The sequence below is a fragment of the Phycisphaerae bacterium genome (assembly GCA_035275405.1).
Taxonomy (GTDB): domain Bacteria; phylum Planctomycetota; class Phycisphaerae; order UBA1845; family UTPLA1; genus DATEMU01.
In genome coordinates this window covers 323,551-345,074 of the sequence record DATEMU010000007.1, presented here as the reverse complement: position 1 = coordinate 345,074, position 21,524 = coordinate 323,551, and the positions used below count along the sequence as shown (strand labels likewise).

The 21,524-nt window shown below is 62.8% G+C and carries 17 protein-coding genes; 9 read left to right on the top strand and 8 right to left on the bottom strand.

The features are described from left to right. The first annotated feature begins 69 nt into the window (after positions 1 to 69). On the top strand, positions 70 to 765 hold the full coding sequence (locus VJZ71_10630; protein ID HKQ48515.1) for an MgtC/SapB family protein: 696 nt from the start codon (positions 70 to 72) through the stop codon (positions 763 to 765). A 163-nt stretch (positions 766 to 928) separates the two neighbouring features. Continuing rightward, on the top strand, positions 929 to 1,381 hold the full coding sequence (locus tag VJZ71_10625) for a hypothetical protein (protein HKQ48514.1): 453 nt from the start codon (positions 929 to 931) through the stop codon (positions 1,379 to 1,381). Between the two features lie 67 nt (positions 1,382 to 1,448). Here the strand turns inward: VJZ71_10625 and VJZ71_10620 are convergent, their stop codons facing one another. After that, positions 1,449 to 2,759 (bottom strand): DUF4198 domain-containing protein, encoded by a 1,311-nt coding sequence (locus VJZ71_10620; GenBank protein HKQ48513.1) that lies wholly within the window; start codon positions 2,757 to 2,759, stop codon positions 1,449 to 1,451. 923 nt (positions 2,760 to 3,682) lie between these two features. Here VJZ71_10620 and VJZ71_10615 point away from each other — a divergent pair. After that, on the top strand, positions 3,683 to 4,510 hold the full coding sequence (locus VJZ71_10615; GenBank protein HKQ48512.1) for a protein kinase: 828 nt from the start codon (positions 3,683 to 3,685) through the stop codon (positions 4,508 to 4,510). 215 nt (positions 4,511 to 4,725) lie between these two features. Here the strand turns inward: VJZ71_10615 and VJZ71_10610 are convergent, their stop codons facing one another. From VJZ71_10610 to VJZ71_10580, 7 genes are all read right to left on the bottom strand, one after another. Next, a complete protein-coding gene (locus VJZ71_10610) occupies positions 4,726 to 5,748 on the bottom strand; it encodes a type II secretion system protein (protein ID HKQ48511.1) in 1,023 nt (340 codons plus the stop codon). A 189-nt stretch (positions 5,749 to 5,937) separates the two neighbouring features. Next, complete coding sequence (locus tag VJZ71_10605) at positions 5,938 to 9,951, bottom strand: hypothetical protein (protein HKQ48510.1); 4,014 nt, start codon at positions 9,949 to 9,951, stop codon at positions 5,938 to 5,940. A 170-nt stretch (positions 9,952 to 10,121) separates the two neighbouring features. Next, entirely contained in the window at positions 10,122 to 11,519 is a 1,398-nt protein-coding gene (locus VJZ71_10600; GenBank protein HKQ48509.1) for a hypothetical protein, read from the bottom strand. After that, on the bottom strand, positions 11,516 to 12,613 hold the full coding sequence (locus VJZ71_10595; GenBank protein ID HKQ48508.1) for a prepilin-type N-terminal cleavage/methylation domain-containing protein: 1,098 nt from the start codon (positions 12,611 to 12,613) through the stop codon (positions 11,516 to 11,518). The genes VJZ71_10600 and VJZ71_10595 overlap by 4 nt, the downstream gene beginning before the upstream one ends. A 1-nt stretch (position 12,614) precedes the next feature. Then, entirely contained in the window at positions 12,615 to 13,577 is a 963-nt protein-coding gene (locus VJZ71_10590; GenBank protein HKQ48507.1) for a prepilin-type N-terminal cleavage/methylation domain-containing protein, read from the bottom strand. Continuing rightward, positions 13,574 to 14,422 (bottom strand): type II secretion system protein, encoded by an 849-nt coding sequence (locus VJZ71_10585; GenBank protein HKQ48506.1) that lies wholly within the window; start codon positions 14,420 to 14,422, stop codon positions 13,574 to 13,576. Before VJZ71_10585 ends, VJZ71_10590 begins: the two co-directional genes overlap by 4 nt. 40 nt (positions 14,423 to 14,462) lie before the next feature. Further along, entirely contained in the window at positions 14,463 to 15,776 is a 1,314-nt protein-coding gene (locus tag VJZ71_10580; GenBank protein ID HKQ48505.1) for a type II secretion system F family protein, read from the bottom strand. A gap of 357 nt (positions 15,777 to 16,133) precedes the next feature. Between VJZ71_10580 and VJZ71_10575 the strand changes: the two genes are divergently transcribed. The 6 genes from VJZ71_10575 to ndk all read left to right on the top strand — a co-directional run bounded on the left by VJZ71_10575 (position 16,134) and on the right by ndk (position 21,406). After that, the gene (locus VJZ71_10575) at positions 16,134 to 16,988 is read left to right on the top strand and encodes an NAD(+)/NADH kinase (GenBank protein HKQ48504.1); all 855 of its coding nucleotides are present in this window, start codon (positions 16,134 to 16,136) and stop codon (positions 16,986 to 16,988) included. Positions 16,989 to 17,030: 42 nt separating this feature from the next. After that, positions 17,031 to 18,719 carry a hypothetical protein gene (locus tag VJZ71_10570; protein ID HKQ48503.1) on the top strand — a complete coding sequence of 563 codons (1,689 nt, stop codon included), beginning with the start codon at positions 17,031 to 17,033 and terminating at the stop codon, positions 18,717 to 18,719. Positions 18,720 to 18,751: 32 nt separating this feature from the next. Beyond that, entirely contained in the window at positions 18,752 to 19,855 is a 1,104-nt protein-coding gene (locus VJZ71_10565) for a tetratricopeptide repeat protein (protein HKQ48502.1), read from the top strand. 32 nt (positions 19,856 to 19,887) lie between these two features. Then, a complete protein-coding gene (locus VJZ71_10560) occupies positions 19,888 to 20,388 on the top strand; it encodes a hypothetical protein (protein ID HKQ48501.1) in 501 nt (166 codons plus the stop codon). 17 nt (positions 20,389 to 20,405) lie between these two features. Then, a complete protein-coding gene (locus tag VJZ71_10555) occupies positions 20,406 to 20,828 on the top strand; it encodes a hypothetical protein (GenBank protein ID HKQ48500.1) in 423 nt (140 codons plus the stop codon). A gap of 107 nt (positions 20,829 to 20,935) precedes the next feature. Further along, positions 20,936 to 21,406 carry a nucleoside-diphosphate kinase gene (gene ndk / locus VJZ71_10550; GenBank protein HKQ48499.1) on the top strand — a complete coding sequence of 157 codons (471 nt, stop codon included), beginning with the start codon at positions 20,936 to 20,938 and terminating at the stop codon, positions 21,404 to 21,406. The last annotated feature ends 118 nt before the right edge of the window (positions 21,407 to 21,524 follow it).

Below are 21,524 nucleotides of genomic sequence, written 5' to 3'. Positions count from 1 at the left end.
AGGACGCGCGAAGGGGAAGCAAGCGGCACGGAATCAAGTCGCCCTCGCCGCCCTGCCGACGATCCACGTATGTCCGATCGTCTCTGGCCCTATCTCGGCGACATCCATGAAGTCGTGCCCGCCCACTGGGCTGGCGTCATCGTCACGATCGCCTCCGTCATCTGCGGTGGGATCATCGGCGTCGAGCGCCAGCGTGCCCAAAAGCCGGCCGGCATGCGCACGCTCATCCTCATCTGCCTGGGGTCCGCGATTTTCACCCAGGCCTCCATCCTCCTGGGTGGCGACTGGCCCGGCGCCGACCGCACCCGCGTCGCCGCTCAGATCGTCACCGGCATCGGCTTTCTCGGCGCTGGCGCGATCATCCGCGAACGCGGCCTGGTCATCGGCGTCACGACCGGCGCCAGCATCTGGGCGACGTCGGCCGTCGGCGTCATCATCGGGAGCGGCCACGTCGCGGCGGGCGCTTTCTTCTCTCTGCTCATTTATTTCGTCCTCAGGGCGTCGAAGTTAATCGATCGCCTGGCGCTGGGCGCCTGTCAATTCGCGACGCTGCAACTGGAATATGAGCCGCACGGCTGCCGGACGCGACTGGCGATCGAGTCCGTCATGGAAGATCATCACCATTTTGTAAGGATGCGTTTCGATGAGCCCCCCAATGGACCGGGCCGGGCCTCAATCGAATACTGCACCGTTCACCCGGATCACCGCCCCTTCATCCCCAATCTCCTCGACTTGCCGGCCATCACGCGCATCTCGCAAGGCTGACGAGGGGCCTTGACCCCGTTTATTGAGGCTGATAACGGCGGTCGCCCTCACGAGCCGGCCGTCGCATCAACGGGTTGGACTCCGCCCGTCGGGCAAACTCCGCCGATGGATTATCCCGTGGGTGCACGGGCACGCCTTGAGCAGATCTTTCAGGAGCCGCGACATGTCAACGCCGAGATTCAACGGAGGCGAGCGGCATTCGGAGGGAATGGAGAGCCGTATTCGAAAAGTCCCGAGGTCGGCTGCTCTGGCTTTCTATGGGCGGCTCGCCGCGGCGCTGGCGGCGGGGTGCGTTTTCGCGATGCTGGCGTACCAATCGCCGGCCAGTGCGAAGCGCGAGGCAACGAATGTGATTCAAGCGGCCGACCGGCAGGATGCCGTCACGGAGGATGGCGTCCTGCCGCTACTGGATGAGCGCCGGGCGCGGGTTGCGACGGAGGATGCCGTCGGACTGGTGCGCCCAAAAAACCGGGATTCGTCACGGATGGCGAACGACGGCGCGGGCGATCTTCCCTCGGACGGCCGGGGGCGGAGCCTGACCCGCGCCGATCAGGATGACGAGCTGGGCCGCCACACGACCGCGGCTCCGCACTCGCGCGGACCGCCTGGAGAATGAGGAGGGAACGGGGAATGACGAATGACGGATTACGAAAGTGGGCCTGGCCGCCCCCCTTTGTAATTCGTCATTTCTTTTTTGGGATGCTCACGCCGTTATTCGCCAGTCTGAATTCCTCTCGAACGTCGATGTCGAACAGGTCGGTATCCGGAAGCGTCGCTAATCGCATTGCCTGCTCTTCGAGCGGTCCGGCTTCCGTGGAAACGATCATCCCCCGGCAATCCGCCGACAAGCGAAATACCAGACGCTGCCCCGTTGCTCGATTGGCCACGATCGTCTCAACGGCGTCGTCTTCGACTTCTTCCACACGCAGGTTGAGCCGCCCGATCGTCGCGCCGGTCGCAGCCTGAAGGCCGTCGAGCATGGCGGCGAGCTGCGGATGTCGCCCCGCACGATGCACCGCCAGCAATTCTTCGGCGCCGGCCGTCAAACCGAGTTCCGCCAGGGCTCGCTTTCCGATCCGATAGCCCGCGACGGCACCGGGGTCGATACGGCCGTGAACCGCGCGGATCGATTGCAGGCCGCGGTTCAATTCGACCTTACCGCCGACGCGAAACGTCAGGCTGGCCCAGAAGCTTTCCCATTTCACCTTGCCCAGACCGTCCGTCGGGCGGATGACGTGTGCTTTGATGAACCAATGACCGGGACGGGCCAGGGAGATCGACGCCATTCCTTTGGCGTCGGTCCGCGTCTCGGCGGTGTAGTCGTGCGCCTTGCGATCATCATGTCCGACAAAAACGCTGACATCCTTCCAGGCATAGCCGTCGAGCAGGACCTTCACCTGTACGGTCTGACCGGCCTTCCAGCGGCAGGGATTGGATTGCGGGATGATCTCGAGGCGATGGCCGAGCGGGACCGCATAACCATCATCGTCCTCGTCGGTCGGCGCAACTTCGACAATCGTTTTGGCGAACTTGGTGTACTCCTCGACGATTGGCTTATCCTTAAACGCATCGGCACGACTCGTCCTCTGAAATGCGGCGAGCGCGGTCTCCGCGCGTTCGGAGCGGAGATACTTTTCGAAATCCTCCGGCTTCATCTCGATCAGGTGCGGTGACAGCGCGCAGCCGATGACATGCAGGCCACCACCGGCGATCGGCCGTCGGACCGAGAGACCCTTATCCTCCGGCTTGAAGCCGGTGACGTCCGCGGATTTGTCGTCCAGGCGATCCACAAACTGCGCGACGCGGCCGGGCTCCGTCGCCTTTTCGCCGAAGGGAAAAACCTCACCGGTGACAAAGGACAGCCACACGACATCGCCGTCGTTGGCGGTGTTTTTGTCGGCAATCAGCCAGGTGTCGTGGGAGTGGGCCAAAGAGGGGGCGATCGTCCCGATGGACAATCCCCACAGGACGGCAAGTCGCGGTTTTCTCGGCATCGTGCGCGTCCCTCTCGTTCGCGGCCACGATGTATTTTACCGGCGCTTATCCCCCGGGTCGCACACCGGACGACCTGGACCCCTCCGGCCGGCCCGCGCCGGGTCGAAAGGAAGAACCAGAAATCTGCACTCTGTGCGGAAGTTCAAAAAATGGCGCTTACTGGCCCTGTCACTCCACGTGGTAACAGGCCGGGCAGGCGTAAGCAGCCCGATCCGATACACGAGAGGCCGGGCGGCTGTTTGGTCCGGCGGAGCGCCAGATCCAACGAAAATAGGCGACGGCCCGGCGGATCGTCCGCTTGGCGCCGTTTTGACGCTGTCTTACATGCGTAGTCATCGAAAAATCCCCCGGCCGGTGAACCCATGCACCGACCCAGCCGCGAGGCCAAACACCGCGTTGAGCAAGCCCTGTACCAGGGCGGAAAATTGCGGAAAACACGCCTTTCCAGACAGCTACGCGGCAACCCTGCCCAAAAGCCGCAATAGCGGGTGGGGGTAAATACCCATATCTCATAGCCCGAGCCCTACCGTCCGAATTGGTGGAAAGACACTTGGGGAATTGTTATTATTGAGAAGAAGTGGAGTGCGGGCACCTGAAGTTGCAACGGCTGGCGCCAAAGTTTGCCTTTTTCCCAAGTCCGTCATCAACGCCGCGCCGGCAACACGGCTGCCCATTTCAAGATAAACGCGGATTCGCTCGGCAGGTCGCCGGAGATATGAAGCCTCGCCCGGGAAATGGTAGATTGTTTCAGGGACAGGCTTGGCAGGCATTCTTGATTCAATGGGTGCCGATAAAATACTCGGCGTATCCGAATTCCGCCGCACCGGGATGGCGAGTGAGAATGGCAGACCGACCGGAACATCGGCACAAGTGCCGCCGCGGCCGCGTCCTCCCGGCGGCACGGTGATGGCAGACTGGCAACATGGCCAAGCGTCTTGAAAATCTGATGTTTGTTCGCGAGTTGGGGACCGGGGCGGGCACCAAGGTGGCCCTGATGCGCGACGCCCGCGACGGGACGCAGTACTGCAAGAAATACGTCTCGGTCAACGCCCCGAATTACCAATCCCAGATCCGCCAGCTCAAGAACGAGTTCGACGTCGGCGTGCAGAACACCCACCCCGTCCTGCGCAAGAGCGTCGAATACGGCATCGTCAAGCGCAAGCTCCGGGCGATCGAGGCCTACAACATCCTCCAGTTCGTCGAAGGCATCCCCCTCGACAAGTTTGCCGAGAGCAACCCGCTTTCGCTGATCATCAAGACCTTCTGGCATGTCGCCGATGGTCTGCACGACCTGCACCGCCGCGGCTTTATCCACGCCGACCTCAAGCCGCACAACATCCTCTGCGCCAAGAGCGGCCGGCCGACGATCATTGACTTCGGCCAGGCCTGCCCGATGCTCACGCGCAAGGAGCGGATCCAGGGAACGAAGGATTTCATCGCCAAGGAGCAGGTCGATCGCCAGGCCCTCGACCAGCGGACCGACATTTTCGGCCTCGGCGCGACGATGCACCGCATCTTCCTGGGCCGCTCCGTCGAGACGGAGTTGAACAGCGCGGCCGTCACCAAGGGCGGCATCAATCTCGACTTCTGGCGCGACCCCAACACGGATCAATCGCAAAAGCTTGATCCGGCCCTGCTCAAGCTCATCGAGGACTGCTGCCAGGCGGAACGGGCCGACCGGCCGGACACGATGCAGATTGTCAAGGACCGGCTGGAAGTGTCGTTCGATCGCGTGGCGAATACGGCGTAGCATCCGCCGTCCCGGCGGACGTCGGCGCGGGCCATCGTCTCGAGTCTCGCGGTGATCGCATTCAGTACGATGGCACTCGACAACGCGCTCCTCGGCCCCCGAGACGGGGGCCGCTACTCAGGGCGTTCTATCATCCAAAAAAATCGGGTAGGACGCGCCGTTGTGGCCAATCCTACCCGATGGTGTTTTGCACGAAATATATGGCGAGCCGTCGATTACCGCTCCGTCGACAATGCCGCGAAGTTGGCAATGTCGTCCAGAGTACCGTAAATGCCGTCCTGCCCCGCAGACAGCAGGATGAAGCGGTCGGATTTCACCGGGCGGGGCTTGAGAATCAAGTCGGGGTTCGTCGTGTCGTAGGTCGATGAACGAATCGAGCGGATGTACTCGGCAAACCGGTTGTTCAAAACAGAGCCGTAGTTACCGGCTGGAATCGGAAAGTCCAGGTGCGCATCGTTAATCCGATGGGCCGACGCGGGAGGAGGAGTTGCGTCATAGCTGGTGAATCCCGCGTTATCCATGCCGTCATACACACCGTTTCCATAGTTCGCCCCCGGCGGAGGAGTGCCATTGCCCGCCGTGATAATCGGAGTGTTCTGGTTCTTCGTGAGGCTGGCGCGATAGTAAAGGATTGGGAAACCGAACTTGTCGCGGAATACCCGACACAAAAGTTGCTCGCTACCACTGCCAGTGATCAGCGGCTGGGGTTCGAATGTGACGCCATTCACTGTGGCAGATTGAAGCGTGCCAAACCCATCCTCCGGCGGCTTTTGATCTGATGTAACGTCCACGCCGTCCACCGGGATATAAGGTTGTCGGCGATCGTTCGTATTCTTCCAACGGTCATAAACTACCCCGTTCGTCGGCTTGGGGTCATAGCCGAGGAAGTCGCGGCCCACTAACGCATCAACCAGGAGATGGGCACCCTGGAGAATATTGGTCGCGGTCGACCCAACCTCCCAATCCGTGACGCTGCCGGGAGAGTTCCCAGGATTATTGATGTCATTGGCGTAAAGCACGGCATTTGACGGCGGAAACTGGCCCTCCGCGTCGGGGGCAGAGAAGAGCTCCAGCCCGGCTTCCATCGCGTTAAGCTGTGCCCGGATCGTCGTCGCCTTCGCCCGGTTACGCGCGGCGCTCAGCGCCGGCGTCAGAATGCCGATGAGCAGCGTGATGATCGCCATCACGGTCAGCAGTTCGATCAACGTAAAGGCCGTTCGTGGCGAATGACGATTCATGATATTATTCCTCCGCTTTAAGCGTTGTGCGGCGTGGCCCTGACCGCGTTCTATTGTAGGGCCGGAAGGGGGTCGATCCCAACCCCTTTTCTTCTTAATTATTCGGCCCCACCACCTGTCCGGCGAGCCGTTTTCTGCATATCGAGACCAAGGCCTGACCGCTTCGCGACCAGACCGTGCCACCTGAGGTTAGTGGACCTCTTCCTCATAACTGCCGTCCGTCCGCGTCACGATCCGCGGTATGACCATCGATCCCGGGGCGGGCGGCAGGGGGGCTCCGGCCACAAACGGCCGCTCCGGCCGCTCGCGGAAGCACTCGCTGCGATCCAGGGTTACCTGGCTCCGCTGTACGTAATGCCCCTGGTCGTCGATCAGGGCGATGTACGCCGTGAACACATCCGAGCGCACGGTCAGCATGTTCGCCCACCGCGCGAGATAAATGTCGCGGGCGCGGATGCCCGGGTAGGTGTATTCGCATTCCTGGTCACCCAACGGGATGACGGGAACGCCGCCCGCCATCGGCATCACGGGAACGTAATCGGCGACGTAGTCGTCTACCGTGCCATCACCATCGGTATCTACGCGGCGATAGCGGAAGTCCGGCGAGAAGACCTCGGATGTGCCCAGGTCGGGATCACCGGCGATGAGCTTGTGGTTGTACACGGCCAGCGCGGAGTTGTTGGGCTGGAAACTAAGGCGATCCGCACGGAACAACTGATCGTTGCCGGCGACCGCATCGACGACATGCGTCAAGCGATCCAGATCGGAGACGGACGCGAAGTAGCCATTCAGCGCCGGCATCCCCTGCGCGAGGATGGCCGCGCGCTCGGCCGTCGCCACGTTCTGCAAGGCGCCCGAACCGTCGGGCAGTCGCACGGGCACGCGGCGGTTCTCCCGCGCCGCGACGATCGCGGAGGCCAGATCATAAAAGAGCCCTGTCCCGCCGGCGAAGTCACTGACGGGATTGCCCGACGGCGTGCCGAAGTCGAGAAACTCGACCGAATTGGGCAAAAGGCCCATGAACGGCACCGCGCGCAGCACCGAGACCGGCGCGGTGTTGATGTTGATCCGCCCGGCGACGCGGTTGAGCACGCGCACGCCTTCCGTCGGACCCAGAATCGGATCGGCAAGATCGGTCGAGCCGTCGCCGTCGTTGTCGATGCCGTCGAAGAGGGGGCTCGTCGTCGTGAACCACGAAAGCAGCTTCGTCGGCCACGGGCTGGCCGAGGGCGGGGGTTTCACAAAGTCTAGGCGGCCGGCGCTGATGCGTTCGGGCGTGATGCTGGTGAGGTCGCTAATCGAATTATTGGAGAGAATCTCGGCCAGGAGGAGCGTAACCGGAATATCCACGCCGACGCCGTAGGGCACGCCGCTGCGATTGAGCAGGTAGGGGGGCTCGGCGGCCAGCGCCCGGCGAATGGGTCCGAACATGTACAGGCGATTGATCTCCGCGGGCGAATCGAAGGCGTCGAACGGCTCGCCCGGGCCAAAGCTCTCCGGCGGATTGTTGCCGTTCAGGGCCACGCGGCCGGGCCAGACCGACGGCGGGATATTGTCGTCCAAACTGTCGCTCGTGTTGTTCGCCGCGCCGAGTGATTCCCGCACCGGCGGGGGCGTGGGGATGAGTGACGGAGCCTTGGAATAGACCTGCCATCCGGTCGTGAACCGCCAGCCCTTCGTGCTGCGAAGCAGCGAGAATTCGTGGTTGGAGCCGATTCCGAAGCCGTTGTTCTTACCGAATTTGCCCCCGCCCGACGTCGAGCCGCCGGCCAGCGTGCCTCCCGAATAGTCCGCACTCAGCACGTCAATCGTATGGGTAAAAGGATCCGCGACGGAGCCGGTTGCTGAAAAAACCAGTTCGATCTCCGCGTTGCCGGTGTCCGCGAACTTGAAAGACGGATGGCGGTAAAAGCCGTTGACGTTCATGCCGACCGGCGCGTCGCCCGTCGGGCCACAAAAGACGTAGTAGGTCCCGCCGGTCGCCGGATCGCCGTACAGCTCGTTCAGCGTCGCGCCGCCCGGAATCTGCTGGAACGTATTGATCGGGATCAGAACGTTCGGCGTAACGTTGCGCGAATGCAGATACAGGATCGGCTGGCCGGGGTTGTTGGGATCGACCGTCGGAATTCGCCAGTAAGGCGGCACATACAATTCCACCGCATGGAACCACTCATCTCCGGGCAGGCCGATCGGAGCGGGCCCCGGAGTATTGTCTCCCGCCGTGAGATAGGCGTAGGCCTCGGTAATGAACGGTTGTTTCTCCGTGCCGTACAGGTGGTGTCCGGAGCCGGCCGGCCATTCGAGAATCGTCGGAATGTTGTCGGCGTCGCGATAATCGGCGGCGTTGACGGCGAACTGCCAGGCGAAATACTCGCGGTTCAGCGTCTCATCATACGCCGTCGCGCCATTGCAATCGTCCTGGACACAGTTTCCCTGATAGGTCCCGACGCCTTCCAGCGCCCGAAAAACCGCCCCGGCGAGATAAGTGATGTAGGTTTCCTTCATCGCCTGGATATCGGCAAGGACCTGTGTCCGCATGTTCAGATCGATGGGCAATACGCGCATCCAATCGGGTACGGCCGGCCAAGTGACACGGTCTAGCACCGGCCAGTTCATGGTTGAGAGGTTATTTGAACCGCTGGCGAAGCGCGCCTGTGTCAGCGGCAGGCCGATGATGCGATCGCCCGGCGGAGACTGATCGAAGAGAATGCCGGGCGGCGGGGGGGAGGCCTCGCGGCTGATTGTCGTGAGCAGTTGGCGTCGGATGGCGTAGAGTTCGTCCTCGCGGAGCATCCAGCGCCAGCCTTTTTTGAAGGGAGGACCGGCGTCGTCGTACCCTTCGTCGACAGGCGCGCCCGCGACGAAATTCGAGTTCAACCGGGTCCACCGGGCGCTGGCCCCGATGTAATTGCCATTCGTGGTGTCAATCTCCCGCGACCACGCCAGTGTCCCGCGTAGCGCCCGGTCGATCGTACGCTTGTCGGTGGGCAGCGCGGCGGCCTCCAGTCGCCGGTCATACGGCGCCATCATGCCGCGATGTCGCAGTGAGGCCTCGTCCGACAGCCCGTACAGGAAGTAATCCGGCGGCCCGGCGTACGAGCCGCCCGCAAGCAAGCGCCGGATGATATTGGAGTCGTACACCACGGGATCATCGCCCGAGCGGGCGTTGACCATTTCGCGCGCCCGTGTGAACCGATCCGACGGATGCAGGACATCGTCGAGCAGCAGTTCGGTCATCCGCCGTCCGCGGCGCTGGAGGCCCGGTAGAAGTTCATCGAACATCGGTTCGGTGCCGGAGCCCGAGGGCAGGCGCATGCTGGAGGCGACGTTGACGTTGAGCATGCTCGCGTGATCGACGATGCGGATCGCGGCGTAGAGCTGCCGCGGCGAGTTCGGATCGGCCGTGTCCATCGGTACGATGAAGCTGATCGGCGAATCGGGCACGCCGTCGCCGTCCGCGTCGTAAAGATCGACCGCGCCGTCGGAGTTGGTGTCGAAGTAGGGGAAACGAGGCGACTGCCCCGCCAGCAGGGGTTGAAGCGCGGCGAGTTCCGTGTCCCATTGCAAGCGAGCGTTGGCAATCGTCACATTGGTCGTCGACCCGGGGATCAGGTCGCCGGTTATTCCAGGGGGCGGCGTCTGGAGTATTCTGACATTTTCGAGCGCCGCGGCCGTATAGCCCACCGGAGTGGGTATTGCCACTCGTGAATTCGCCAACCATGCAAACGGTTGCAAGTCATCGGGGCCGTTCGTGTCCAGCAGATCAATCCCAAGATACGAGACGTTTCTCCACACCAGCACGCCATTCTCCAGATCAAACCCTGGTGTGGTATTCCCTGTCGGTACCAGATCGGGATTTCCATCGCCATCCTCGTCAAACATGTACGGCGTCGTCGACGCCAGCCAGCGATCGGAGAGGCCCGGCGCATCCCACGGCTCGTTCGTCTCGCGGAGATTTCCTGCGGCTTGACTGTTGAGCGGGATTGGATAACCCTGAGTTGCGGGATCGTCGGGATCAGGATCAGGCCCCCAGATATCCTGACGCAGCCGCTCCTGCACCGTCTGGATGATGCCGTCCATCACCGAGCGCGAATTCGCCGCGACCGAGTCGATCTTCAACCGCCGCGATTCGCCGTGCGTGCGGGCGATCATTACGAGTCCCACGAGCGCGAGCAGCGTCAGCACGCCGAGGACGAAGACCATGATGGTGCCGCGGCGACGCGGAGGAATGACGAATGGCGAATAGCGAATAGCGAAACCAGAAGGGGACTTCGCGCACTGGGCTGCCTTTTGCTGGAAATCTGGCGAGCCCTCCGCCATAGAGGGGGGACGCCGACCACTTAATTCGCTATTCGCTATTCGCCATTCGCTATTCATGGCACTGGCACCACAATTGAGAATTCCTGCCCATACCGCGTCACGATAAACGGACTGGTAGGGTTCGCCGGATCGGGATCGGCCGTGCCGTCTTCGTCGAAATCAACGGACGTCGGCTGCTTCAGCCGCCGCGTCGCGTCGTAGATGCGATACGTGAACCGCAGGGCCTTGGGCCGGAACTGCCACGTGCCTCTCCGCCACACGGCGCGATAGTGCGCCCCGGGGTCGGCCGTGATGCCGGATTGAGACCACTCAATGGAGTCCCAGATTCCAGGTGATGGATTAGGATTGTCAATGTTACTAGGATTGGGGTTGGCGTGATTTGTTGCGCCCGGCCTTCCACGCATTTGCGCTAGATACCTCATCGAGTTTAGAGAGTTCAAATCGGGCAGTTCATCTCGATCGGGTACCAGGCCGAACCAGCGCGTGCGAAGGTCCTCGTCGCCCGTGCCCGGCAAATCGTCCGGTCCAAGCAGGTCAACGCTTCCTCCGTCCGTCCACTCGATGCGAAAATCCACCATCCGCGGCTGGAACGTGAAACCCGATCGCGTGAAATAGTCCGCATCCGCCGGATCAACCAGGCTCGTCGTGATCGGCGTCAGATTCGGCTGCCATAGGTCTGACAGTTGCACCGGCGGCGCGGCCAGGTTCGTCCAGACCACATCGAGCCAGTTGCCCAGCGCCGCGACCGGATTCATGCCGGTCACAATCGCATCCATCCGCGCTTCGAACATGCCCGTCGTATTCGGCATCAACAGTCCGGCGTCGAAGTCGGCCTTTGTCGCCGGAACCCAGCCCGCCACGCCCGGGTCCTCGACCATCAGAAGGATCGCCCGATGCGCGAACATCCACTCCGACGCCGTCAGGATCGCCGGGTCATCGAACGGCGTGCGGATTCCCGCCGCCGTGCCGTTGCCGGCGACGGGGATGCCCGGGCCGTAATAGATGAGCGCTTCGGGACTGCTCGCGGGTGTTCGGCGTGTCTCCGCGTCCGTCAGATCCGGCCTGGCCCGCGTCGGGTCGGTGAACGATTGGTACGCGCCCTCCGTCCCCTTCGAAGAAATGAAGACGAGCCGATCGTGGCGCAGGCGGAACACCCGTGGACCTTCGGACACCTCCGCGCGGACCAGCGTCGGCGGCGGACTCTCGATGATTAAGAGGCCGTCCGGAACGATCCGCGACAACTCGTCGGCGACGGTCTGCTGAAACGCAGCCGATGCTTCGAGGACTTCCGCGTGCGCCTCGGTGCGACCGGCGGCATCGGAGCTGATGCTGAACACCGTCGCGACGGCGATCATCGTGGCGGTCAGGATGCCCATCGAGACGATGAGTTCGACGATGGTGAAGGCTCGGGCCCGATCGCCAACAGGCTGAATTGCCCAGCGCTCGATCATTGCAGCACCTTCCAATCCAGCAGCGGAGATTCCCTGCCCCAGTCACCGTTCTCGACGCTCGGCGGAAAGACCCAGACGTCGAACGTGAAGTTCGGAGGCCCCGCCGGGGCTGTGTCGTAAAGCGGCAGACCGGCGCGATCGCCGACGACTTCGACGGTAAAGTCGTCGATAGAGTCCGAAACGGTCAGGATCGTCCCCGCGGGGACAATGGCGGGGCTTGCGCCGTCGGCATAGCTGCCGCCGCTGAGCATGATTTTGGTACCGACAGGCGCGAGCCGGGCCAGTCCCAGCGTCCCGCCCAGGAGCGGAGGCGCGGAAGCATTGGAAAGAATATTCCCACCGACATAACCGACGGAGACGCGCCAAGGGACGGGCAACCGGCGACGATTAGCCGCGTATGCCGGATTGGCGAACGGTGCACCGACGGTGAGATCCTGTTCGACAAAAAGCTGGTTCCGCCGCTGTTTGCAGATCGCCGTGGCAAATGTCGTCGTCCCCGCGGCCTCACGGCGATAGAAACCGTACCATACCGCCCGATTCGGCGCGGTCATGAGATCGCTATCTGTGGCCGGCGCAATTCGATCGCTGAGGATATCGGGAGGGAAGAGCACCAACGGATTCAGCGGGTTGTTGATCGGATCGGAGCCGGTGACTCCGTTGATGGCATCGGCATACCCCACCATGGGATCCCACACGCCCGTGACTGCGTTCATGTTCACCGTCGGGAGCAGATACCACGGCGAATCCAAGCCGGGTACTGACGAAACACCGGGATCGACCCATAGCGACGTCCGTTGGAAGCGGCTGTTCAGCAGCGCCTCCGCCTTCGAAACCAGTTCCGCCGCCCGGGCCTGCTCCACGCTCATGCGATGCTGCGTCAGCGCGGCGGGAAAGACCGCCGCGACCATGATCAGCCCGACGCCGAGGATGCCCACGGCGATCGTCGTCTCCAGCAGCGAAAAGCCGCGAGGTCGTCTGCGGGGTGGCACGGTCTGACCCGCTTCGGGGCAGGCCGTGGTCGAAGCTTGAGCCACGGCCTCGCCTGGGGCGAGACCGTGCCACACGACGCGCAAATTGTGATGAATGCGCGTCATGTCAGGACCCCTTCCTGGCCAGTTCGTGACCGGAGAATCGATTGAGGACCACCGTGTCGGCGAAGCCCGCGTAGGGTTGGCTGGGGCGCGTCTTGAGCAGCCACTCGGTCACCAGCACGGAGGGGTCGACGATCACCGCGCTGCCCAGCACCTGGTGCATCTTCGCAGCGTCGGAGATGACGAATCCGCGGGCGGAGGTGATGGCGGTGTCGCCGTCGGCGCCGTTGGTAACCATCAATCCCGGAGGATTGGTCAACACCGACAGGTCTGGCGATTCGTCGATGAGGCGGTTACGCCCGCCGGCGGAGTTGGGCAGCGGCCGCGCCGTCCCGTCGCGGCGCGTGTACGTCCGCGTGGCGATGCGCCGGGTGCGCGTGACGAGTTCGCCGTTCTTGTCAAAGCAGAAGGCGGCCCAGGTAAAGTTGTCGATGTTGCGCTCGGCGGCGTCAGCGCCCTGTGGCCGCGTCGGCGTCGGCGGTGCCGGCGGCGGCGGCACGGCGTCGTAGTCAATCGGGTGGACCGCGGCGAGCGGCCGGCCACGGGCATCCGTTGGCAACCGCGCGCCAGAATCGAGCACCGGCGCGTACGCGTAACCATCCGTCAGCGGCACCTCGGACAGCGGGTCCCACGCACCGCCGAGCGGCGCGGGATTGGCGTGCCAGATCTCGAAGCGGCCGTTGAACGGATTGACCACCATCATCGTTTCCACGTGATTGGCGACGGCGTAGCCGCGGGCGATCTTTGCATAGGTGAGCACGGCGTTCTTGGACTGCGCCAGCAGGTTACTCTCGGCGATCTTGCGAAAAGCCAGAGCGCTGATCGTCACCAGCACGGAGATGATGGCGACGGAGACGAGCATTTCGATGAGGGTAAAGGCGCGCCGCCACGTCTCCCTGTCCCCATTGGGGAGAGGGTCGGAGTGAGGGGTAGAACTGAGCAGCACAGCCTTCATTGCATCACTCACGGTGAAGTCACCATGTTGTCCTCGGCGTCCTCGATCTCAGTCGCGCTCGGATTCACCTTCCACACGTTGCCGAATTTCTTGTCATGACCGGCGGATTCCAGAACAAATCCGATCGCTATCTTCGGTATATAGCTCCCCCCTGAGGGATCGGCGTCGAAGGCCCCGTTGTCGCCGAAGTCGGCCGCAATTGGGGCAACGTCGACCGGCAAATACCCGCGATAGGCGTTCGGATCGCGATAGACCCAGAAATAACGCAGCGGCGTCCCCCATGGATCCGCACAGACTTCCGCCGCCCGGGCCGCGCCGCCCCCGCCGGGGACACAAGTGTTATCAAAGCCGGGATACATCACACGCGTGCCGCCGGAAAATTCCGCCCCGTCGCGAAGATTCGCCCCAGCGCGATCGCCAAGAAATGGGCCCTTGCCCGATGTCGACATCAGCTGATACGCGAGACAGGTATTGGCATTGAGCACATGGTTGTTCACGTCCAGCCAATTGACCGGCAATACCAACGTATCGTTGAAACTGGCGATCTCCTCGAAATCACCAATATTGTCCGGGCAGGAACCGAATACGCGCCCAGGGATGGCATCCGGCCAGCCCTTCTCCGCAACAACGACCGATCCGACCTGCCACTTCGGCCAGAAGCTCGCATACTGATTGATCGCCGCCCCCAACAGCGCAAGCTGCTGCGTGGCCGTCGCGCCGTTGCGGGCGTTGCGGACCGCCCGGCCGCCGAAGAGCAGTGCCCCGAACAGGATGGTGAAGATCCCGATCGCGGCCAGCAGCTCAATGAGCGTCCATGCCGATCGGCGCGCTGTCAATCTGAAATGACCCTGGGTCATGGCCATCTTCGCACCTGTCGTCGCCGCCGACGAAAAGGACTTACTCCATGCCGCCGGCGTCGCCGCCGCCGCCCGTCAAGGCGTTGACCAGACTCACCATCGGCAGGAACAGCGAGATCACGATGAAGCCGACAATGCCGCCCAGCACGATGACCATTACCGGCTCCAGCAGGCTGACCAGACCGGCGACGAGCGTCTCCACCTCGTCGTCGTAGTTGTCGGCGACCTTGATAAGCATCTTGTCCAGATCGCCGGTCTCTTCACCGACGTCCACCATGTTGACGACGAGGTTGTCCACGACTTTGGTGGCCTTGAGCGGGGCGGCAAAGGACTCGCCCTCGCGGATAGAGTCATGCACTTTGCCGAGCGCCTTGGCGTACACCTCGTTGCCCGATGTGTCTTTCGTAATCGTGAGCGCTTCAAGAATGGGAACGCCCGCGGCGACAAGGGTGCCCAGCGTTCGAGTGAAACGGGCGACGCCGGATTTACTGAGGATCGTGCCCAGAATCGGAATCTTCAGCTTGACGATGTCCAGGAACATGCGTCCGCCCTGGAATTTTCGAATCGTCTTGTAGGCGACGATGAAGACGACTGGCGAGAACATGATGAACGCCCAGCCGGGGATCAGCATGCTCGCCTCTTTGCCCTGGGCGTCGGTCGTGGTGCCGATCATCCAATCGGAAAGCCCGAGCAGCATCACGGTCATGCCGGGCAACTCCGTGTCAAAGTCGGCGAAGATCGTCTTGAACTTCGGCACGACGAAATACATGATGCCGGACACGATGAGCAGGGCGAAGCTGATGACGCAGACGGGGTAGATCATCGCACCGACGACCTTGCGCTTGAGCTTCTGGGCTTTTTCCATGAAGTCCGCCAGGCGCTGCAAGATAACGTCGAGCACACCGCCCGCCTCTCCCGCGGCGATCATGTTCGAATACAAGCGGTCGAAGACCTTGGGGTGCCGGGCCATCGCCTCGGAAAGCGTCGCGCCGCCTTCGACATCCTCGCTGACATGGCGCAGGGCGACGCGAAGTACGCCCGGTTTTTGCTGCTGCTCAAGGATGCGCAGCGATCGAAGAATCGGCAGGCCGGCATCCATGAGCGTCGAGAGTTGACGCGTGAACGACGTAAGCTGCTTCGTCGAGACGCCGCCCAGGCCGCCCGCGCCTTTTCGCTTGGCGCCGGTCGCCGCGGCCGGGGCCGCCTTCTTGGCGCCGCCCTTTTGCCGGACCTTGGTCGGGAAATAGCCGAGGCCGCGGATCTTGGCGATCGCCTCTTCCGAATTCGGCGCATCAACCTCGTCTTTGACTTCCTGGCCGGCGGCGTTCATCGCCTCGTATTGAAATTTTGGCATCGCGACACTCCATCCAAACAGACGGCAAAAGCGGCGTCGTCAGGGTCGTCGCTCGACCCCCTCCGCCGTTCCAAGCCGTCGATGTCGTCCTAATCCGCCGAATTATTCGCGCAGGCAAGGTGTCCGCCCAGCCCCACCTTTGGTTATCCGGGCCAGGCGAAGTTTCTGCACGAATACCATAAATCATTAACTGACAATAGTTTATGTATTGCAAAGACCTTGACCCGGCTCAGGTAAGAGCAAACGGAGACGGGAGCGCCTTGAGGGTCTTGCTGGGTCCACGCAGGGCCTTCGGGGATTCGCACTTATAATGCCTGCCGACCGAATCACGTTCGATCCGTTCAACAAAAGGCCTCCATGCCCCCAGCCAACACCAAGCCGCGGGTCTTTCTCATCGGCAACGCAGAGAAGTCTGAAGTCCCCGAGCCCTTTCGCCGCCTCTCGGATCTGCTTTCCTCCCGCGGCCTGCTCGCCGGATCCGACCTGCAATGCCAACCGGAGAACATCAATCCCGCCGAACCGGATTATGTCGTGGCGCTCGGCGGCGATGGCACGATCCTCGCCGTCGGTCAGGCCATGCAGCATCGCCAGGTGCCGATCGTCGGGGTCAACCTCGGCAAGCTTGGCTACCTCGCCGATTTTTCCGTCGATGAGTTGGAACGCGATTTCGGCCGGATCCTCGGCGATCCCGACCTCGTCAGCCGCCGCATGATGCTCGACGTTCGCCTCGACGCCGCGGCAGGCGACAAGCCCTATGACGGCATCGCCCTCAACGACTGCGTCATTCGCGTCGCGCAGCCATTCCGCACCGTCGGCCTGGCCGTCGATATCGATGGCGACCCCGTAACGACGATCATCAGCGACGGTCTCATCGTCTCCACGCCGACCGGCTCGACCGCGCATAATATGTCGTGCGGCGGGCCGATCGTGCAGCCCGACGTGGACGCGATCATTCTCACGCCGCTCTGCCCGCACTCGCTGACGCACCGGCCCGTGGTCGTCGGGCCGCAGGCCAAGCTGGGCATCACGGTCCGCGCGACCAGCACCGGCGCAGCGCTCGTCCTGGACGGTCAGTTCATCCGCGCACTGCCCGGCGGTTCGCGTCTGGTCATCACGCGCTCAAAGCAGAGTTTCCAACTGGTGCGCAACCCGGCGCGTAAAGGCTGGGATACGCTTGTGCAGAAACTCAAGTGGGGCCAGGGCCTGACTTAGTGGGGCGGGCGTCCCTGCCCGCCATCGGTTAACTTTCTCTGCGTGTCCTCGCCACTGCGTCTCAATCTCCTCGTCTCGTTTCCTTTTTTTTCGCTGATAGTCGTATTCGGCCTGCTCTCCAACGGCGTTTATCACGACGACGATCTGACCCACTACCTCATGGCTCGATGGGCGGGCTGGTATCCCTCCTATCTGCTGCACATCTGGGGACGTCCGGGGCTGACACTACCACTCGCCGCGGTTGCCTGGATCGGTGACCGCGAGATCGGCTGGCACGCGGCACGCCTGCTTTCCGCCATCGTCACCACCGCATCAGCGCTACTGGCCGCCCATGTCGCGCGCCGATTTGAAATTCGTCCGGCATGGCTGGTCGTCGTTTTTCTTTTTTTGCAGCCGCTCGCCACTCTGCTTGGCTTTACGACGCTCACCGAGAACTTCGCAGCGCTGTATCTCATCGCCGCCGTCGCGCTCTTGCAGGGCGGTCGGCCGCTATTCGCCTCGGCCGTCTTCTCGCTCGTCTTGGTCACGCGCCACGAAACCGCCGCCTTCCTGCCAGTCTGGTGCATGGCGCTATTTCGAAGTGGGGCGGGCGTCCCTGCCCGCCGTGATCGCATCACGGCGCTCGTCCTCTCCCTCTGGGCGCCCGTCGCGCACAACATCGCGTATTACGCCGTCTTCGACTCCTGGCCGCTGCGCATCTTTTTCCAGGCGCGCGGCTCGACGCAGTACACGCCGCAGGCCCTCTGGTCCTACCTCCCCGACGCGCTCTACGCCGTCCCACCGGCTATCGCCGGTCTGGCCATCGTCGGCACAGCCGTCATGCTGCGCCGAAGAGCATGGCTGGTCCCCGCCATCGCCGCGACCTTTTTTCTTACGCAAGTCGCCATCAAGGCCCTCGGCGTCTACGGGAGCGGCGGCTATGGGCGATTCCTGGTCGTCATTGCGCCGTTCATCGCCATTCTCGCGGTCGCAGGCGTCGCCGAACTCATCGCGCGCCTGCGGGAGCGCCGACCGATCGACTTGTTGACACTGATCCTCGCGATCGTCTGGCTGGTGGGGTTGATCGCGTTCGAACTCGAGCGAATTGAGCGGCGTCAGGAATGGCGGGAAGATACGCTCTGGTTGATGCGCGGAACCGTCGTTGCGATTCTCTTTCTCTTGCTCGCATGGGCCGTCTTCGGCCGCCGGGGCGGCAATCGATATGCCTCGCCCATCATCGCCGGGCTTTTGATGGCCACCTGTCTCATTCAGTGCGCGGCCATTTTGCGCCCGCTCCGATTGCGGCCCTCGCAGGAACTCGCCCGGCAAGCCGTCCATTGGCTGGGGGAGCGCGGCCTCGCCGATTCGCCGATCTTCGCGACCGATCCATGGTTCGCATATTTCCTCGACCTGGTGGAGAACCCGCGGGCCCATAAGGGCGCCATGCTTCTGGCCTCGATGCCCGTCGGCACGGTGTTCATCTGGGATTCGATCTACAGCCCGAGCGACTTTCATCGCCTCCCCGCGGAGGAGTTCGATCGCGACTCTCATTACGAGTTGTTGAGGATTCTCAGCCTCACTGAAAAATCCCGATACGAGCTGCGCCTCTACCGCAAGACGAGTCCCACGCCGCTCCCCACGACGCGCGAGGTCTATTACCCGCCTGTGCCCGAAGACCCCGAACCGGTACGGGGTTCGTACTACATTCGACCGTACCCGCACAAGAAACCCGGCGCCCCTTCGCCGCGTTGACACGCCCGCGCGCGGCACCCACGATATCGCCGATGTCCTCGCGCTGGTTTATCCCCGCCTCCCTCGCCATCTTCAGCGGGTTTGTCGCCCTCCTCTGGTTCTATCTCGCCGCAACCCAGCCGCCGACCACCGTATCTAGCGCGCCGGAAAAGGAATCCGCCATTGATCGGGAACTGGATGCGCTGACGAGCCGATCGCGGCCAGATCCTCCCACCGAAGCGCCGCCCCCCATTTATAGTGAGCCCGTCGTCCTTGCCCGCCATTCGCGCCCACCCGCCCCGTTGCTGCGCCAAATCGGTGCGCGATGGGCCGAGCAACTGGACGAAGCCAGCGTAACGCTCCGCAACGATGTGAGCCATACCGGCATCGCACTGGAAGCCAAAGCGCGCCACGCGGCCGCCGCCGGCGATCATGAAGCCGCTCTCCGCCACCTCGAGGAGACTCTGGCGAAAAACCCGCGCGACACCGCCGCATTGTCCGCCAAGGCCGCTTCGCTGGTCGCCCTGGAACGATTCGCCGAAGCCGCCGAGGTCTACGAAACAACGGTCCGTCTCGCTCCGATCGATTCGATCGCGCGCTACAACTACGCCGTCGTACTCTGGCGACTGTCGCGCTTCGACGCCGCCGCCCGCGAACTTCGCGAAGTCGTGCGGCTCGCCCCCGATCACGCCGACGCGCAGTACAACCTCGCCAGCCTCGCCCAGCGCGACGGTCGCCTGACCGAGGCCCGCACGGCTTGGGAGGCGTTCACTCGCCTCCGCCCCGAAGCCCCCAGCGGCTGGTTCAATCTCGGCGTCGTGTACATGGACTTCGACGAGCCGGAGTCGGCGGCCAATGCCTTCGCGCGATTCACCCAGCTCGCCCCATCCGATCCCGACGGCTGGATCAATCTCGCCCTCGCCGAGGCCGCGGCCGATCACTTGGACGCCGCGCTGTACGCCCTGACCATCGCCGACGAACTCGCCCCGTGCGAAGCCCTGACGCTCGACCTGCTCGCACAGATTCACGAATTGCTGGCCGAGCGCGTAGCCTCATCCGCCGAAACGCATCGTGTCGCCGCGGATGAGCTACGCGCGCTCCTGGAATGGCCCGACCCGCCGCCGGTGGAATCCGTCGCCGGCGGCGAGAACAATTGATCGATTCGCTTCGCTCCCGTAAGGGCCGAATCATGGACAATCTCGCCGGCCAGCCCTGGCTCGTCTGCAAGAAATGCGGCTATGACCTCCGCGGTCTGGTGGACCACCGCTGTCCGGAGTGCGGGCAGTCGTTTGATCCGCAACGGATGGAGTCGGACTATTTCTTGGAGACGAAAAAGTGGCCGATCGCGGGCGTCGTCACCAAATACTTCAGCCTGCTCTTCACGGCCTTCGTCGGCTGCCTCTTCCTTGCCTTCGGCGTGCGCCAAGCCTTCGCCATGCTGCGGCCCAAAGGGACCAGCATGTACTACTATACCAATCACGGCGATCGCCTTTATGACCTGCTCGTCCAGAAGGCGCCGTCACTGGTTTTCCTGACCGCCGCCATCTACCTGACGTTCTGGCTGAACCGCCGGCTGCGCCTGGCCAGCGTCCCCAACCACGCCGACATCCTCTTCGCCGTCGCCTTCTTCGCGCTGCCCCTCGTCATCTTCGCTTACATTTGTTCCGGCGGCATCGGGTTCCTTGATTGACGACCGAGGACGGAAACATGAACCCCATCAAAGGCGAACCGTGGCTCAAGTGCCCGACCTGCAGCTACGACCTGCGCGGGCTATCGGAGAATCGCTGCCCGGAGTGTGGAGCCACATTTGAGCCGATGTCGTTGCTTTCCCGCCATCTACTAGAACCGTCGCCTCGTTATTTGATAAACAAATATGCATGGAAGGCAATCCTGTTATGTCTCATTTTTTTCGCATTGTGGATAGAAGCCCCCATCACCCTGAAGCGGCGAGTATCCCTACTTACTATCGCAGCATTGCTTGGATTTACCGGCTTCTGGCTGGCGTTTCTTCGGGGGCTCCTGAAACAGGTGCGCGACAAAAAAGCACGAAGCCGCATCGTGCTCATTGCAATGGCGATTTACATCGCATTAGTTTCCAGCCCATTCATTCTCATGTATGTAGGTCCGTGAGGACGCGAATGTCCAGGGCCATCTCTTTGTTCGACTTTTCATATTAGTTCGCGGCGGTTAGATTCGTTTCCTGATGCAACGTTCACTTATTTGATGGAGTATAGACTGTGGAAAAAACCCTCATTATCCTCAAACCCGACGCCCTCCAGCGCGGTCTCGCCGGTCGCATCCTCACCCGCTTCGAAGAAAAGGGCTTCACCGTCGTCGCCCTGAAGGCCATGCAGGTCTCGCGGTCCCTCGCCGAGAAGCACTACGCCGTCCACAAGGGCAAGCCCTTCTACGACCGGCTCATCCAATACATCACCAGCAGCCCCGTCGTCGTCATGGTGCTCGAGGCGGTCGGGGCGATCGCCGTCGCGCGGAAGATGATGGGCGCGACCTTCGGCTCCAAGGCCGAGCCCGGCACGATCCGCGGCGACTTCGGCCTGTCCAACAGCTTCAACCTCATCCACGGCAGCGACTCGCCCGAGGCCGCCGCCTTCGAGATCGGTCTCTACTTCAAACCCGACGAATTGCTCAAGCCTGATCGTGCGATCGAGCGCTGGGTGTTCGACACCTCCGGCGGCGCGCCGGAGTAGTGTCCGCCGTCCCGGCGGACGCCGACGGCGAAGGTGCTTCTGAATAAGGGAATCGTATCGAGCGCAAGGTGATGGGGCCGCGTCTTGTTCGGCCCCCGGGACGGGGGTCGCTACCGCT

Coding starts and splice junctions, on each gene's coding strand:
- VJZ71_10630 (HKQ48515.1), top strand. CDS start 70: ATGTCCGATCGTCTCTGGCCCTATCTCGGCGACATCCATGAAGTCGTG.
- VJZ71_10625 (HKQ48514.1), top strand. CDS start 929: ATGTCAACGCCGAGATTCAACGGAGGCGAGCGGCATTCGGAGGGAATG.
- VJZ71_10620 (HKQ48513.1), bottom strand. CDS start 2,759: ATGCCGAGAAAACCGCGACTTGCCGTCCTGTGGGGATTGTCCATCGGG.
- VJZ71_10615 (HKQ48512.1), top strand. CDS start 3,683: ATGGCCAAGCGTCTTGAAAATCTGATGTTTGTTCGCGAGTTGGGGACC.
- VJZ71_10610 (HKQ48511.1), bottom strand. CDS start 5,748: ATGAATCGTCATTCGCCACGAACGGCCTTTACGTTGATCGAACTGCTG.
- VJZ71_10605 (HKQ48510.1), bottom strand. CDS start 9,951: ATGGTCTTCGTCCTCGGCGTGCTGACGCTGCTCGCGCTCGTGGGACTC.
- VJZ71_10600 (HKQ48509.1), bottom strand. CDS start 11,519: ATGATCGAGCGCTGGGCAATTCAGCCTGTTGGCGATCGGGCCCGAGCC.
- VJZ71_10595 (HKQ48508.1), bottom strand. CDS start 12,613: ATGACGCGCATTCATCACAATTTGCGCGTCGTGTGGCACGGTCTCGCC.
- VJZ71_10585 (HKQ48506.1), bottom strand. CDS start 14,422: ATGACCCAGGGTCATTTCAGATTGACAGCGCGCCGATCGGCATGGACG.
- VJZ71_10580 (HKQ48505.1), bottom strand. CDS start 15,776: ATGCCAAAATTTCAATACGAGGCGATGAACGCCGCCGGCCAGGAAGTC.
- VJZ71_10575 (HKQ48504.1), top strand. CDS start 16,134: ATGCCCCCAGCCAACACCAAGCCGCGGGTCTTTCTCATCGGCAACGCA.
- VJZ71_10565 (HKQ48502.1), top strand. CDS start 18,752: ATGTCCTCGCGCTGGTTTATCCCCGCCTCCCTCGCCATCTTCAGCGGG.
- VJZ71_10560 (HKQ48501.1), top strand. CDS start 19,888: ATGGACAATCTCGCCGGCCAGCCCTGGCTCGTCTGCAAGAAATGCGGC.
- VJZ71_10555 (HKQ48500.1), top strand. CDS start 20,406: ATGAACCCCATCAAAGGCGAACCGTGGCTCAAGTGCCCGACCTGCAGC.